Origin of the sequence: Massilia sp. S19_KUP03_FR1, assembly GCF_036688685.1 — a bacterium.
Lineage (GTDB): Bacteria > Pseudomonadota > Gammaproteobacteria > Burkholderiales > Burkholderiaceae_D > JALYUM01.
Map to the genome: position 1 here is coordinate 31,452 of NZ_JAQQPS010000030.1, position 14,111 is coordinate 45,562.

Annotated in this window: 12 protein-coding genes; 6 read left to right on the forward strand and 6 right to left on the reverse strand. The window is 64.7% G+C overall.

The window, feature by feature from the left end:
- Positions 1–4 precede the first annotated feature (4 nt).
- The 3 genes from V6M87_RS24660 to V6M87_RS24670 all read right to left on the reverse strand — a co-directional run bounded on the left by V6M87_RS24660 (position 5) and on the right by V6M87_RS24670 (position 2,433).
- A complete protein-coding gene (locus V6M87_RS24660; protein WP_332879324.1) occupies positions 5–1,387 on the reverse strand; it encodes a GAF domain-containing sensor histidine kinase in 1,383 nt (460 codons plus the stop codon).
- A 249-nt stretch (positions 1,388–1,636) separates the two neighbouring features.
- On the reverse strand, positions 1,637–2,146 hold the full coding sequence (locus tag V6M87_RS24665) for a hypothetical protein (protein ID WP_332879325.1): 510 nt from the start codon (positions 2,144–2,146) through the stop codon (positions 1,637–1,639).
- A gap of 65 nt (positions 2,147–2,211) precedes the next feature.
- A complete protein-coding gene (locus V6M87_RS24670; protein ID WP_332879326.1) occupies positions 2,212–2,433 on the reverse strand; it encodes a hypothetical protein in 222 nt (73 codons plus the stop codon).
- A 215-nt stretch (positions 2,434–2,648) separates the two neighbouring features.
- Between V6M87_RS24670 and V6M87_RS24675 the strand changes: the two genes are divergently transcribed.
- A complete protein-coding gene (locus V6M87_RS24675) occupies positions 2,649–3,026 on the forward strand; it encodes a hypothetical protein (RefSeq protein ID WP_332879327.1) in 378 nt (125 codons plus the stop codon).
- Here the strand turns inward: V6M87_RS24675 and queC are convergent.
- Positions 3,018–3,722, reverse strand: coding sequence for a 7-cyano-7-deazaguanine synthase QueC (gene queC / locus V6M87_RS24680; protein WP_332879328.1), 705 nt, complete (start codon positions 3,720–3,722; stop codon positions 3,018–3,020). The two genes, V6M87_RS24675 and queC, sit on opposite strands and share 9 nt — an antisense overlap.
- A gap of 149 nt (positions 3,723–3,871) precedes the next feature.
- On the opposite strand from queC, the gene V6M87_RS24685 reads away from it, so the two are divergent.
- Together V6M87_RS24685 and V6M87_RS24690 are read left to right on the forward strand one after the other, a co-directional pair.
- Complete coding sequence (locus tag V6M87_RS24685) at positions 3,872–5,692, forward strand: autotransporter assembly complex protein TamA (RefSeq protein ID WP_332879329.1); 1,821 nt, start codon at positions 3,872–3,874, stop codon at positions 5,690–5,692.
- Positions 5,692–10,104, forward strand: a complete 4,413-nt coding sequence (locus tag V6M87_RS24690) for a translocation/assembly module TamB domain-containing protein (RefSeq protein ID WP_332879330.1) — start codon at positions 5,692–5,694, stop codon at positions 10,102–10,104. Before V6M87_RS24685 ends, V6M87_RS24690 begins: the two co-directional genes overlap by 1 nt.
- A 156-nt stretch (positions 10,105–10,260) precedes the next feature.
- Here the strand turns inward: V6M87_RS24690 and V6M87_RS24695 are convergent, their stop codons facing one another.
- The gene (locus V6M87_RS24695; RefSeq protein WP_332879331.1) at positions 10,261–10,416 is read right to left on the reverse strand and encodes a hypothetical protein; all 156 of its coding nucleotides are present in this window, start codon (positions 10,414–10,416) and stop codon (positions 10,261–10,263) included.
- A gap of 148 nt (positions 10,417–10,564) precedes the next feature.
- Between V6M87_RS24695 and V6M87_RS24700 the strand changes: the two genes are divergently transcribed.
- Genes V6M87_RS24700 through V6M87_RS24710 form a run of 3 tightly spaced genes read left to right on the forward strand, consistent with a single transcriptional unit; the run spans position 10,565 to position 11,765 of the window.
- Positions 10,565–11,092: a hypothetical protein gene (locus V6M87_RS24700; protein ID WP_332879332.1), complete on the forward strand. Its 528-nt coding sequence runs from the start codon at positions 10,565–10,567 to the stop codon at positions 11,090–11,092.
- A 56-nt stretch (positions 11,093–11,148) separates the two neighbouring features.
- Positions 11,149–11,481 (forward strand): type II toxin-antitoxin system RelE/ParE family toxin, encoded by a 333-nt coding sequence (locus tag V6M87_RS24705; protein ID WP_332879333.1) that lies wholly within the window; start codon positions 11,149–11,151, stop codon positions 11,479–11,481.
- 2 nt (positions 11,482–11,483) lie between these two features.
- Positions 11,484–11,765, forward strand: coding sequence for a helix-turn-helix domain-containing protein (locus V6M87_RS24710; RefSeq protein ID WP_332879346.1), 282 nt, complete (start codon positions 11,484–11,486; stop codon positions 11,763–11,765).
- Positions 11,766–11,816: 51 nt separating this feature from the next.
- Here the strand turns inward: V6M87_RS24710 and V6M87_RS24715 are convergent, their stop codons facing one another.
- The gene (locus V6M87_RS24715; RefSeq protein ID WP_332879334.1) at positions 11,817–14,096 is read right to left on the reverse strand and encodes a hypothetical protein; all 2,280 of its coding nucleotides are present in this window, start codon (positions 14,094–14,096) and stop codon (positions 11,817–11,819) included.
- Between the last annotated feature and the right edge of the window lie 15 nt (positions 14,097–14,111).

Below are 14,111 nucleotides of genomic sequence, written 5' to 3' on the forward strand. Positions count from 1 at the left end.
ACAGCTAAAGCGCTGCTTTTTCCACCCGTCGGCTCTGCGGAAACCGCAACCAGTACTTCAGCCCTTGCCCCGGCGCACTCTCCACGCGAATGGTGCCGCCGAGGGGACCGGTGGCCAGGTTGTACAGGATGTGCGCGCCCAGCCCGCTGCCGCCGGTCCCGCGCCGCGTGGTAAAGAACGGATCGAACAGTTTACCCAGCGTATCGGCATCCATCCCCGCGCCGTCGTCGCTGTAGGCAAATTCCACCATCCCGTTGGCACACGCCGCGTGCAGCCGGATATTGCCGGCCTGCTCGTGCTCGAAGCCGTGCACCAGTGAATTGACCACCATATTCGTGACGATCTGCGACACCGCCCCCGGGAAACTGTCGAGCACCACGTCGGCCGGGCAATCGACCGTTACTTTTACCGGCCGGCCCTTGAGTTTCGGCTGCAGCGACAGCAACACTTCATTGAGATAAGTGAGCAGATTAAAGCTGCGGATCGCGTCGGACGACTGGTCCACCGCCACCTGTTTGAAACTGCGCACCAGGGCCGCCGCGCGCTGGGTGTTGGTGGTCATGATGCGCAGCGACTGGTCGATGATGTCGAAGAACGATTCGAGGCTCTCGGCCGTCATCTCGCCGGCGGCCAGTTCCTCGCGCGTCAGTTTCAGCTCCTGCACCAGGTGCGAGGTCGCCGTCACGCAAATGCCCAGCGGCGTATTGATTTCGTGCGCCACGCCGGCCACCAGGCGGCCCAGCGACGCCAGCTTTTCCTGGCGCACCAGTTCCGACTGGGCGTCGCGCAGCGCGGCATTCTGGCGTTCGAGCATCTCGGTGCGTTCATGCACGGCGCGCTCGAGGCGGTCGACGCTTTGCAAACCCTGCAACGCCACCGAGACGTGGTTGGCAATTACGCCGAACAGCGCTTCGTCTTCAGCGCTGTAGCGGTGCGCCAGGGCGTAGCTCTGGATGACAATCGCGCCCAGCGCCTGGTGATGCTGGTCGAGCAGCGGGCAGCCCATCCATTGCTGGGCGACGCTGCCGACGATCTGGTTGCCGTTGAGGATGGCGCGCTGGCGGAAATCTTCCGCTGTGAGCGTCAGTTTTTCGCGGTGCTGGATGACCCACACCGTGGGCGATTGTTCAGGCGTGCCCAGCTTGACGCAGGTATCGGGTCCGGGCACCAGGCCGACATCGACTTCATCGACGAAATACACGAAGCGCACTGCGTCGTCGTCGCGCTCGGACAGGGCCACATAAAAATTGGCCGCATACATGATGCGGCCGAGCGCGCGGTGCACGGCGCTGACAAATTGACTGATGTCGGTGCAGCTCATCGACAGCTGGCCAATTTCCAGTAGCATGGCCTGCACGGCTTCCAGTCGCTCGAGACGGTTTTTCATTCGTTTCCCTAGTGTGATGCACTAAAGAAATATAACAGCCTGCCCGGTACAGGACCAGTGCCTTCGCGGCGTCCTGTGGTATTTAGTGCCTATCCCAGTAGGTAGGAGGAAGCGGATGCCGATGCATGGCGAGTGTGGGCAAGGCGAGAGGAGGACGCATGGCTAGCCATGCTACGACGAGCAACGCAGTCCACGCTTGCCAGGCGCGGCAGCAGCGACTCCGCACTACTGGGATAGGCACTTAAGACCTTATTGCGACGAGCGCGGCGCCTTGAAATCGGCTGCGACCCATTTATCGGCGCTGGTGGACGTAAGCTTGAAGTTGGCGTCGACGCGCGCGGTCGCCACCTGCTCGCCCATTTCATCGAAGGCTTTCAAAATGGCGTACGGATGCTCTTCGTCCGGGATGATATCCATCGTCACTTTCAGCTCGCCCTCGTCGGTACGCACATACAAATACTTGTGCAGCTGGGCGTGCAGCGCCTGTTCGTGGCGGCGAATCACTTCGGAGGCGGTTTTCACCAGCGTGTGAAAGGCGTTGACGTCGAGCGGCTTCGGATTTTTTTTGTCGCGGCCCATGGTCCAGGGGCCGACCAGCGCCGGCTCCGGCTCGCCATCCTTGATCATCGCCACCGCCCAACCCTCGTCGTCGTCATTCTTGATGACGCGCGCGGTCCAGCCATTGCCTTGCCACAGGCGCGGTTGCTGCACCGGGCCGTCGTCTTCGGGTTCGTCGTATTCTTGGGTAGCGTCGGTCATGGTGGACATCATTTGAGCTGGCATTTGCCACGGGCCCAAATGATAGAGGAAAACGCCGCGTCCGGTCAGGCCTGCACCAGATATAAACCGGGACGGCCGGGCGGCGTGACCGGCGGGCCGACCGGCACGCGCACCGGGTCGATGGACGGTTCCGGCACGTGCTTGCTGAACGGGTTGACCGGATTGATGATGATCGGCGGGATCGCCGGCGGCGCCGAGGGCGGGCCTTTCGGACCACCGGGTACCGCCGCCCAAACGTGGGCAATGTGACGCAAGATTGCATGCATGATTGACTTCCTCCTGCAACAGAGCAGGCTGTCAGTATAGGCCGCAACTCGGCGATTGCAAGGCGGCGCCGCGCTGCACACAGCTGATCGCCCGAACCGGACCGTCCATCGGCGCAAATATGCAGCCTGTCGCAAACGCCCGCTGCGCCCGCGTGGCGCTCGCTACAGTACAACCATACCAACCACGTCGTACCAAGAACCCAAGAGGCCACGCCATGAAAAAAATCGCCCCCTTCATCCTGCTGTTTCTGTTCGCCGCCGTCCTGTGGAACGTGTTTGCCGACATGCACGGAGTGGTGTTCGACATCGATGGCGACGAGATCGACGGCCCCGCCGGCGCCCTGCTCGGCCTGCTGTTCGCCGGTGGCGGCACCCTCCTGGCGGCGTGCATCATGGTGTTGGTTGGCTTGGTGCTGGTGGTGGTGTTTGCCGGCGTCGGCATCCTGCTGCTGGGCGGGCTGATGCTGGCCGCCTGCTGCGTGGCACTGGCCGTCTCGCCGCTGCTGCTGCCCCTGTTGCTGCCGCTGGCGCTGATCTGGTACCTGGTCAGCCGCGCCCGCCGCCCACGGGTGGTGCTCGAAAAGTCAGCCTAAAGCCACGAACTGTTCATAGCCCCGGGCCCGCAAGGCGCACGCCGGACAGCTGCCGCAACCGTAGCCCCAGGCGTGCAAGGCGCCGCGCTCACCCAGATAGCAGGTGTGGGTGTCGGTGCGAATCAAATCGACCAGGCCGGCGCCACCCAGGCTGTGCGCCAGCTCCCAGGTCTGCTTCTTGTCCAGCCACATCAGCGGCGTTTCCACTTTCAGGCGCGTGGCCATGCCCAGGTTCAGCGCCACCTGCAAGGCCTTCATGGTGTCGTCGCGGCAGTCGGGGTAGCCGGAAAAATCGGTCTCGCACATGCCGCCCACCAGCACCGTCAAGCCGCGCCGGTACGCCACCGTCGCCGCCACCGTCATGAACAGCAGGTTGCGGCCCGGCACGAAGGTGTTCGGCAAGCCGTTGGCCTGCATGGCAATTTCCACGTTCGAAGTCAGCGCCGTGTCGGAGATCTTGCCGATCAGGGACAGGTCGATCATGTGATCTTCGCCCAGCTTGTGCGCCCACTGCGGATACTGCGCGCGGATTTTTTCGAGCAAGGTCGGGCGCACCGTCAGCTCGATAGCATGGCGCTGGCCATAATCGAAACCGATGGTTTCCACGCGTTCGTAACGGGCAAGCGCCCAGGCCAGGCAGGTGGTGGAATCTTGGCCGCCGCTGAAGAGGACGAGCGCAGTATCGCTAGGTAGCATGTGATGTTGTCCTGGAGTTAATCGTTCGCCGCTGATTTTGGCAATCCGTTAAGATGGCGGGAGTATTGATATCCTGGAGCGCCATGTTTTTCGCAAGACCACACCACGCCGCAGCGGCATACCGGCAGCCCCGAATTCTGGCACAAATCGTGCTGACCGTGTGCATCGCCCCCGCCCTCGTTTCCGCCGCCATGGCACAGGAAGCGCCCGCCCCGGCGATCAGCTATACGGTGCGCATCGATGCGTCGCGCCAGCTGGAAAAACTGCTCGAAGATAACCTCGACCTGGTGCGCTTCCAGGGCAACGCCAAGATGACCATGGACCAGTTGCAGCGCCTGGTAAAGGTCACGCCGGACCAGGCCAAAACCCTGCTCGAAACGGAAGGCTATTACAGCGCCAAAGTCACGGCCGGCCTGGACGAAAAGAACAGCGGCAACCCGATCGTGCGCGTGACTGTCGAACCAGGTGAGGCCACCGTGGTGGGCAACCTCGACCTGCTGCTGCAAGGTTACGTGCCGTTCGACGCCAATAGCGTGCCGCTCGATGCGAACGACCTGCGCACGCGCTGGGCGCTGCCAGAAGGCGCGCGCTTTCGCATGGCCGACTGGGAGTCGGCCAAAAAGTCGCTGGTGCGCCAGATTGCGCAGACGCGTTTCCCGCGCGCGCAACTGGCCGACTCCAGCGCCACGGTCGACCCGGACCAGCACAAGGCAGCCCTGAAAGTGGTGGTCGACAGCGGCCCCGAAATGCGCTTCGGCGCCACCCGCATCCGCGGCATGCGGCGCTATCCGCAAACCGTCGTCACCAACCTGAATAAAATCGCGCCGGGCGACGAGTACAGCGAAGCGGCCATGCAGGCCTTGCAGCAGAAACTGCAGGACACCGGCTACTTCGCCAGCGTCGAAGTGGGTGTCGACATGCGCGGCGTGATCGGTGCACAAATCGAAAACCTCGATGAAGCGGACGAAGCGAAGGATCCCGACGTCGCCGCGCCCACCGCCGTGAATGGCCCGACCACGCTGCCGGTGGTGGTGCGCGTCACTGAAAACAAGCAGCAGAACGTCACCGCCGGCGTCGGTATATCGACCAACACGGGTGCGCGCACGCAGCTGGCCTACGACAACCTGAACGTGTTCGGCCTGCGCATGAAGTCGAATCTCACGTACGAGCAGAAGCAGCAGATCGCGCGCGCCGACTTTTACTGGCCGACCTCGCCCGCCGGCTACAACGACAGCGTCGGGGGCGGCTACACGCACACCGACATCGAAAACGAAATCACGGCGGTGACCAGCGTCTCGGCCAAGCGCGCCTGGGGCACGCCGCTGCTGGAAAAGAGCGTGACGATCGAAGCGCTGACCGAACAACTCAGTGTCGGCAACATCATCTCGTCGCGCGCGAAAAGCGTGCCGGTGACGTTTGCCATCACCAAGCGCTCGCTCGACAGCCTGATCGCGCCGACGCGCGGGTACGTCGTCTCCGGCCAGTTCGGCGGCGCCGTGCTGCCGGTGCTGACGGACGAAAAATTCGTCCGTGCCTATGCCCGCTTCATCAACTACCGCCCGCTCGGCAAGGAAGGCACCCTGATCCTGCGCGGCGAAGCCGGCGCGGTCGGCTCGAAAGAAAAAATCGGCGTCCCGAGCACGGTGCTGTTCCGCGCCGGCGGCGACCAGTCGGTGCGCGGTTACGCCTACCAGGAACTGGGCGTCAAGCTGGGCGACGCCACGGTCGGTGCGCGCTATCTGGCCACCGCCAGCGCCGAATACGACTGGTGGTTCAAGCCGCCGTACGGCGTGGCCGTGTTTGTCGACGCGGGCAATGCCGCCGACACCGTCAAGGACCTGAAACCGAAATACGGCTATGGCCTGGGCGCGCGCTGGCGCAGCCCGGTAGGACCGATCAATGTCGACGTGGCATATGGCCAGGCCGTCAAAAAAGTCCGCCTGCACTTCTCCCTGGGATTTACCTTCTGATGCACGACACCACTACCCCTACCACGCCGGTCCCAAAGAAAAAACGCTGGCCACGCAACGTCGCCATTGGCCTGGCGCTGACCGCCGTCCTGGCCGGCGGCGCGCTGTATTACGGCGGCCGCGAATCAACGCTGCAGCTGGTGGCGCAAAAAGTCGCCAATGCCAGCGGCGGCAAGCTGACCTTGAGCGGCGTTACCGGCTCCCTGTACGGCAAGATGCATATCGCGCGCGCCGTATTCCGCACGCCCGAGCAGGTGCTCACGCTGGACAATATCGACATCGACTGGTCGCCGCGTCAGGTACTCACCGGCGGCATCGCCATCGACCAGCTGTACGTCGCCAGCCTGCGCTCGGAAACGCTCAAAGAGTCGCCACCGTCACCAATGCCGACCTCCCTGGCCGCGCCCTTCAACATCGACGTGGGCGACGCGCGCATTACCAAGGCGGTGTTTGTCAGCAAGGGCGCCGCCACGGAAGTGGACAACATCAAGTTCAAGCTGCAGGGCGGCAAACAGAACTGGACCTTGCGCGACGCCTCGGCTGCCACGCCATTCGGCCTGGTGGCGGCCAACGCCAGCATCGGCGTGAACCAGCCTTTTAAACTTGACGGCGCGGGCAGCCTGACCCAATCGCAAGCGACTGCCGGCGCGTCCGCTGCACAAATCAAACTCAAGGTCGGCGGTGACCTGAACCTGGCGCTGCTCGATGCGACCGCACAGGCCGGGCGCGCCGTTGGCGACGGCCACTTTGCCATCGCCCCGTATGCCCCGATCGCACTGCGCGAACTGCGCCTGAACGCGAAGAACGTCGATCCCGGCTTTTTCAATCCAGCGCTGCCGACGGCTGACCTGAGCATGGCGATTGCCGCCAAAGTGGAGGACAACCGCAACGTGACGGGCAGCGTCAACATCGTCAACGACGGCCCGGCCGGCGCGCTCGACCAGCAACGCCTGCCGCTGCGCACCATGCGCGGCGCGCTGAGCGGCAACCTGAATGCGCTGAACATCGCCGACGTGCTGGTCGACTTTGGCGACGCCGGCAAATTTACCGGCAGCGGCGGCGTCCAGCGCAAGGAAGGCGATGCCGGCCTGCCGGCCGCCGATTTCACGCTGCATACCGACCGCCTCGACCTGAAGCAGCTCTACAGCTCGATGAAGTCAACGAGAATCGCCGGCGACATCCGCGTTTCCAATCGTGGCGACACGCAGACGCTCGAGACGTCGCTGGTCGACGCCGGCATGAAGCTGACGGCCAGCGCAGCGCTGAAGAACAATATCCTGACGCTGGTTGACGCACGCATCGCGGCCGGCACCAGCAGCGTCACACTGGCCGGCACGCTGGACCTGAACCAGGAAAAACCGTTCGACATCAAGGCCAATGCCAGCAAATTCAATCCGGCGTCGTTCGGCGATTTCCCGAAGGCGGACATCAATGCCGACATCCACGGCAGCGGTGTTTTAGCGCAGATGAAGCCCAATTCGACGACGACGCCGGCATGGCGCGTGGCCGCCGATTTCGCCTTGCGCCCAAGCCGCCTGTTCGACCAGGCGCTGTCCGGCAAAGGCAAACTCAATGCCGACGCGACCCACATCAGCGGCGTCGATGCGGCGCTGGCGCTGGGCCAGAACCGGGTCACCCTGAACGGCGCGTTTGGCGCCCCCGGCGAAAAACTCGATTGGCGCGTGGCCGCCAGCGACCTGTCCGTGGCACGCGGCGACCTGTATGGCGCGGTCGATGCGAATGGCGTCGTCACCGGCACCATGCAAGCCCCGCGCACTACGTTTGTTCTCGACGCCAAGGGCCTGGGCTGGGTTCCGGGCCTGCGCAAGACCACGGACAGCGTGCTGCACGCCAGCGGCGAAGGATGGATCGGAGCAAGTGGGCCGGAAGTGAAAGCCACTGGCACAGCGCAGCGCTTCAATCCGGCTACCTTCGGTTCGCCCCTGGCCGGCAGCATCAATGGCAGTTTTGATGCCAGCGGACGCGCTGGCGCCAACTGGACCGGCGCGCTGAACCTCGCGCTGCAGCCATCCACGCTGGGCAGTTCGCCGCTCACCGGTTACGCCAAATTGTCCGCCGACCGCCAGCACGTATCGAATGCCGACGTCGATCTGCACGTGGGCGCCAACCTCATCGCCGCCAAGGGCAACTTCGGCCAGGCCGGCGACAAACTCGACTGGCGCATCGATGCGCCGCAACTGGCCGCCTTCGGTCCCGATTTCGCGGGCATGCTGCGCGGTTCGGGCACCGTCTCGGGCACCACGCAGGCGCCATCGCTCACTGCCGCGCTGGAAGGCCAGAACATCCGGGCCGCCGGCAAGGTGTCCTTGAAAACCTTGAAGGCCACTGCCAGCCTGGGCACCGGTCGTGGCGCGGCCGATCCGATCGTCAGCGATATTCAACTCACCGAATTCGCTTCCGGCGACACCAAGATCGCCGCTGCACGGCTGGTCACGGCCGGCACGCGCGGCGCGCATACGCTCAAGCTGACCGCGCGCGCCGACAAATTCGACACCAACGCCGAAGTGCGCGGCGGCTGGAAGGGCGACGCCTGGACCGGTACCATCGCCGCGCTACAGAACCGCGGGCAGTACGCCGTCACCCTGCAGGCGCCAGTACCACTGACCTTGACCACGGCGCCGGGCGCCGGCGTGGCCGGCCTCGCGTCGCCGCAACGCATCGACCTGGGCAACGCCGTGCTGGCGCTGGCCAACGGTACCGTGAATATCGCCTCGCTGACCAAGAACGGCGGCCACTGGGCCAGCCGCGGCGCCGCCACGGCCGTACCCTTGACCTACCTGGCAAAATTGGCGCCGGCGGTCGGCGAAAATCTGGCCGGCAGCCTGACGCTGGGCGCGCAGTGGGGCCTCGACCTGCAAATGGTGGCCGGTGGCGTGCCTGCGCTGAACGGCAATGTGCGCGTGTTCCGCGAAGCGGGCGACCTGGTGGTCGGCACCGATACACCGGTCGTTCTCGGCCTGTCGAAACTGGAAGCGCGGGCCGATGTCACGTCAGGTTCGCTGCGCATGCAGCTTGATGTGGCCGGCAGCCGCCTCGGCAGCGCGCGCGTCGACGCGACCGCGCAGATGATCAAGGGGCTGCTCGGTAACGACAGCCCGCTACGCTTCACGGCCGATGCCGACATGGGCTCGATCGCCTGGATGGCGCCGCTGGTCGGCCAGCCCGGCCTGGAGCTCGATGGCGCATTAAAACTCGCCCTCACCGGCGCCGGCACGGTCGGCACGCCTACCCTGAACGGCAACGTCAACGGCGACAACATGACCGTGCGCTGGGCCGACCAGGGCCTGCGCCTGAGGAATGGCCAATTGCGCGCGCAACTGACCGGCGACCAGCTGCTGCTGCAGCGCCTGGCGTTTGACGGCGCCAGCGGCAATGCGCTGGCCACCGGGACGGTGCGCTTCGCCAGCGGTGAAGCAACGGCCAATTTAAAACTGGTGGCGAACAAGCTGGAAGTGTTGTCGCGGCCTGACCGCACGCTGATCGTCAGCGGCGAGAGCACGCTGGTGCGCGACGCCAGGGTGTTCGAGCTCGATGGCAAATTCAAGGCCGACCGCGCGCTGCTCGAACTGGCGCCACTGGGTCGCCCGACCATCTCGAGCGACGTCGTCGTGCTGGGCCGCAGTAACGTGGCGCCGCAAAAGGCGGAAGCGTCGAAGCCGCTGTCGGTCGACATCGCCATCGACATGGGCGACGACTTCCACCTGCGCGGCATGGGCGCCGACGCCTACCTGGCCGGTTCGGCGCGGCTGCGCATGTCGGGCGGGCGGCCGCCGCGCGTGAACGGCAGCATCCGCGTCAACAACGGTACTTACGCGGCGTATGGCCAGAAGCTGACCATCGAACGCGGCGTGCTGACCTTCAGCGGCCCATACGACAATCCGTCGCTGAACATCCTCGCGGTGCGCAAGCGTCCGGAAGGCGAACAGCTGACCGACACCAACGTGGAAGCGGGCGTGGAAGTGCGCGGCACGGCGCTGGCGCCATCGGCAAAACTGGTGTCGACGCCGACCGTGCCGGACAGCGAAAAGCTGTCCTGGCTGGTGCTCGGCCACGGCATGGAAGGCACGGCGGGCAATGAAGCCGGCGTGCTCAGCGCCGCCGCCGGCGCGCTGCTGGGCGGCGCGGGTGGCACCGGCGGTTTCCAGTCAAAGATCGCCAATTCGCTCGGCCTGGACGAACTCGGTGTATCGCAGGCGGCCGGGTTGGAAACGACGGTCGTCACGGTCGGCAAGCGTATTTCGAACCGTTTATATGTGACGTTCGAACAGGGCGCCGCCACCGCCAGCAGCCTGGTCAAGGTGCGCTATAAAATCAATCCGCGCCTGTCGGTGCAGGTGCAGACCGGCACCAATATCGCGCTCGACCTGCTCTATTCGTGGGCGTTCGATTAGAGCCTATCCCGGTAGGAAGGAGGAAGCGGCTGGCGATGCATGGCAAGCGAGGGCAAGGCGCGAGGAGGACGCATGGTTGATCCATGCTACGACGAGTAACGCAGCCATCGCTTGTCAGGCGCGGCAGCAGCGACTCATTCCTGCCGGGGTAGGCTCCTAATGCAAGACTTGCGGATTCGGGTCCGGCAGCGGCTCTTCATCGCTCGGCATATGTGACGGGCCGTGGTGCGGATGCTCGGACGGGATCGGCATCGGGTCATCCATTGGCGCCGGTTCGGGGGCGCGGTGGGCGTGGATTGCTTGCTGGTTCATGGCGGGAACTCCTGAAAGTGAAGTCAAAACAGTAACACGGTCCGTCGCAAGCCGACGTTCCGCTGTCCGCCGACCCGAGGCATTACAATGTCCGCTCCCCTGGGGGCAGCACCTTTGCTGCCTGCGCTGATCACCAAGAAATCGAACCATGAATTCAGGCATCACCGTTACCACCATCGCCCTGCTGGTCCTCACCCCGCTGCTGGTCTGGCGCGTGTACGCGCGCCTGAAAACGCAAATGCAGCGCCAGCGCTCGATTTTCACGCGCCACTACACCGGCATCTTCGTGTTCCTGGCCATGATCGTCGTGCCGGCCTCCGAACTGTTCGGCAACCTGGTCTCGCTGGGCGCGCTGGCAGTCGGCATCGCGGGCGGCATCGGCTACGGGCTGTGGGGCCTGAAACTGACGCGTTACGAAGAGACCGGCGAGGGCTACTTTTTCACCCCGAACGCGCGCCTGGGCATCGTCATCGCCATGCTGTTCGCCGCGCGCGTGCTGTACATCGGCTTCGAACTGTACGCCAACCAGGGCGGCACCGCCCCCACGCCGCGCTTTACCGACAGCCCGCTGACCATGCTGGTGGTGGGGCTGACCGGGGCGTATTTTGCGACGTATTCGATCGGTATCCTGCGCTGGCGCTTGAAGCGGCAGAAGGCGAGTTTGACTGGGCAATAAACAGGCAGTTGTAGAATTGCCTTGCGCCGATATACAAAAACTTATATATTTGATCGATGGACGCGATCAAACCTCTGATTTTCCGGGCAAGTTCGCTGGACGATTTGCGCGCATTTCCTCCGTCAGCCCGGAGCGAGGCCGGCTTTCAGCTGGATCAGGTTCAGCATGGCCGGGATCCCGATGACTGGAAACCCATGGCGTCGGTAGGCGCTGGCGTCAAGGAAATACGGGTTCGGGATGAGTTCGGTATTTTTCGCGTCATGTATGTGGCCAAATTTGCCGATGCGATCTATGTTCTGCATTGCTTCCAGAAAAAGACACAGCAAACCAGCAAGCTTGATATCGACCTGGCCAGGACACGGTATAAAGAATTACTGAAGGAGATTTGATGATGAGTAAGGAAAAATTTACCAGCATCTGGGACGCGCTTGAGGACACCCCGGAAGCAGCGGAAAACATGAAAGTGCGTTCCAGCCTCATGATGGCGTTGAAGGCCCACATCGAACGTGCCGGTTGGACGCAGGCGCAAGCCGCGAAACAATTTCATGTCACGCAACCACGCATTTCCGACCTGCTGCGCGGAAAGATCGCGGTCTTTTCCGTGGACTCGCTCATCAACATGACCGCCAGCGCCGGTATGCGGGTTGAACTGCGCGTACTCGAAGCGGCCTGATTCAACGGACGCGCGTGGGGCCGGCGTACCCGTCCGGTTTTGCCCGACGCGCTACACCTCCCATTGGAACTTCAATGTCAGCGACTTGTTGGTGGTGTCGGGTTCGCGCGTGCGATCGTGCGACAAACCCACCGACATCGAGCGGCCATGCCGCCACAGGTGGCGGTACAGCAGCGAGCGGTGCATTTGCCGGTCGGTCCATGGCGCCAGTGCCGAGACGCCGTCGTCGCGCCGTGCGGCCGAGGTGGTTTGCGCCAGCAGCCGTAACGAGTCGGCAGCCGTGAAGTGCAGCATGCCCAGCGCGCGCCAGCCGTTGTCGACGAATGCAGGCTGGCCGAGCGTGCCCTGCACCCACGCGCGATTCACCCTGAAATCCGTCTCCACCGACCAGCCGCGCGTACCGGGCAGCGGCAGGCGCAAGCCCAGGTCCACGATGGCGTTTCCGCCGCTGCCCACGCGATCGGCGTCGACGTCGAGCTGGCGGCCAAGTGTGATCTCGGCACCGAGCTTCGTCATCCACGACAGCGGCGACGATTCGAAGCCGACGTGCACGGCCGGCACGTCGTGTAGGGCACCCAGGCGCCGGCCGCGCTGCTGGTCGAAGCCGAGGTTGGCCCACAAGTTGGTTTGCCGTCCGGCCCGGAACCAGATCCCCGGCTGCAGCTTGCGCTCGACGATCTGGTTGGCCTGCTGGCCCTGGCGCGCGTCGGACAGGGTGCGGATCTCGTGTATGCCCAGGTGCGCCTCGAACTCGTAGAGCGCAAGTTCCGCATCGGCCAGCGCCAGCGTGCGCGGGCCCAGCCGGCGGTTGATATTGATGTTGGTCTTGAGTACGCCGGGCTGCGGCACGAAGCCGTTGTCGTTCACAAAGCCGGGCGTGATCGCCTCAAGCTGAAACTGGTTCCACCAGTCGTCGCTGCTGCTGCTGAATTTACCGAACGCGTAGCCGCCATGGCGCGTGCGCACGCGCGCGCTGCGCGCCACCGGCGCTTCGTCGAAGCCGGCACTGGTTTGCGAATGCATCAGCAGCCATAAGGCCTGCTGGCCGTCACCGCGCCACTGGCCGTCCACGCCGGCCACCTCGTTGCTGCCGGCGTCGCCGTAGTCGCGCTGAGAGACGAAGGCGCCCATCACCGTCTGCTGGCCATGCCAGCGCCCGCGCACCATATTCGCCAGCGTACGCCGGGTTTGCGCGTATTCGGCCGTCTCGTAGGCACCGCCGCGCAGCACCACGCCGCCCTCCTGGTCGCGCAAGCTCATGGCGGTAGCGTCGGCGCCGGCGTTGCGCCAGGTGGCGCGCAAGCCCCATTCCGGGTCGGCCACGGTGCGCGAGTAGAACGCGGACAGCGGCAATCCCAGCACGTCCGAACTCTCGAGGAAGAAGCCGCGTTTTTCCGGCAGGCTCAGGGCGATCCGGCTGGCGCCCGACGCGGTCGGTTCGTCGATTTCCACCTGAGAAAAATCGGGGTTGAGCGTGGCGTTGAACACCCAGTCGGCGCGCGGTCGGGCATTGATGTCGAGGCCCACGCTGGCACGGTCGCCGCGCTGACGGCCGGTCTCGTCTTGGTCGCGGTTCGAGCGCATGGTCAGTTCGGGCTTGAGCTCCATGAAGCTGCGGTCGCGCACCGCCGCCACCGTGTCGCCCATGCCGCCCACGTCCTGCATTGCCGAGATGTAGCTGAGCGATCCGTTTTTGAGCGGTGTGCTGGTGAGCAGCAGGCCGTCGGCATGCGGCACGCTGCGTTCGATCATCACGCGCCAGGTCTTGCCGTCAGCGTAGGGGAAGCGCAGGTTCGACAGCGGCCAGCGGATCTCCATGCTGTAGCCGTCGGTCAGGCGCTTGACGGCGGCGTCGATGGGGAAGTCCGGCCCCAGGTCGGTTTCATCGAGGTCTGCGCGGTACATGCCGTCGCTGAACACGCCGGCGATATTGACGCGCACGAATTGCGCCGCGCGGCCATGGCCGGTGGGGTCGAGCCACACCCCGATGAAGTCCTGGTCCGTGCCCACCTTGTCGCGCCGCGTGAGCGTGCCGCGCATGCGCTCGGGCGCGTCGTCCCAGGCACGGATGCCGAACACCAGCGCGCTGTCGTCGATCAGCAACTGCACGCTGGTGCGCAGCCCGGCCGGCGCCAGCTTGCCGTCGGCCGGCATGAACTGGTGAAAGGCGTCGAACACGGGCGCGGCGCGCCAGGCGTCTTCATCGAGCGCGCCATCGACGCGCAGGGTGACGGTGCGCTCGGCCAGCATGGCAGGCAGCGCCGGGAACAACATCTTGCGTTCATCCTGGCCGACGGCGGCCACCTCGCCCGCAGCAAACATGGCTGTCATGGCGGTCACTGTGGC

Bases quoted from the DNA above. Each gene is read 5' to 3' on its own strand.
- queC (WP_332879328.1), bottom strand. From the start codon at position 3,722: ATGCTACCTAGCGATACTGCGCTCGTCCTCTTCAGCGGCGGCCAAGAT.
- V6M87_RS24675 (WP_332879327.1), top strand. From the start codon at position 2,649: ATGAAAAAAATCGCCCCCTTCATCCTGCTGTTTCTGTTCGCCGCCGTC.
- V6M87_RS24665 (WP_332879325.1), bottom strand. From the start codon at position 2,146: ATGACCGACGCTACCCAAGAATACGACGAACCCGAAGACGACGGCCCG.
- V6M87_RS24705 (WP_332879333.1), top strand. From the start codon at position 11,149: ATGGACGCGATCAAACCTCTGATTTTCCGGGCAAGTTCGCTGGACGAT.
- V6M87_RS24690 (WP_332879330.1), top strand. From the start codon at position 5,692: ATGCACGACACCACTACCCCTACCACGCCGGTCCCAAAGAAAAAACGC.
- V6M87_RS24660 (WP_332879324.1), bottom strand. From the start codon at position 1,387: ATGAAAAACCGTCTCGAGCGACTGGAAGCCGTGCAGGCCATGCTACTG.
- V6M87_RS24710 (WP_332879346.1), top strand. From the start codon at position 11,484: ATGAGTAAGGAAAAATTTACCAGCATCTGGGACGCGCTTGAGGACACC.
- V6M87_RS24700 (WP_332879332.1), top strand. From the start codon at position 10,565: ATGAATTCAGGCATCACCGTTACCACCATCGCCCTGCTGGTCCTCACC.
- V6M87_RS24670 (WP_332879326.1), bottom strand. From the start codon at position 2,433: ATGCATGCAATCTTGCGTCACATTGCCCACGTTTGGGCGGCGGTACCC.
- V6M87_RS24715 (WP_332879334.1), bottom strand. From the start codon at position 14,096: ATGACAGCCATGTTTGCTGCGGGCGAGGTGGCCGCCGTCGGCCAGGAT.
- V6M87_RS24695 (WP_332879331.1), bottom strand. From the start codon at position 10,416: ATGAACCAGCAAGCAATCCACGCCCACCGCGCCCCCGAACCGGCGCCA.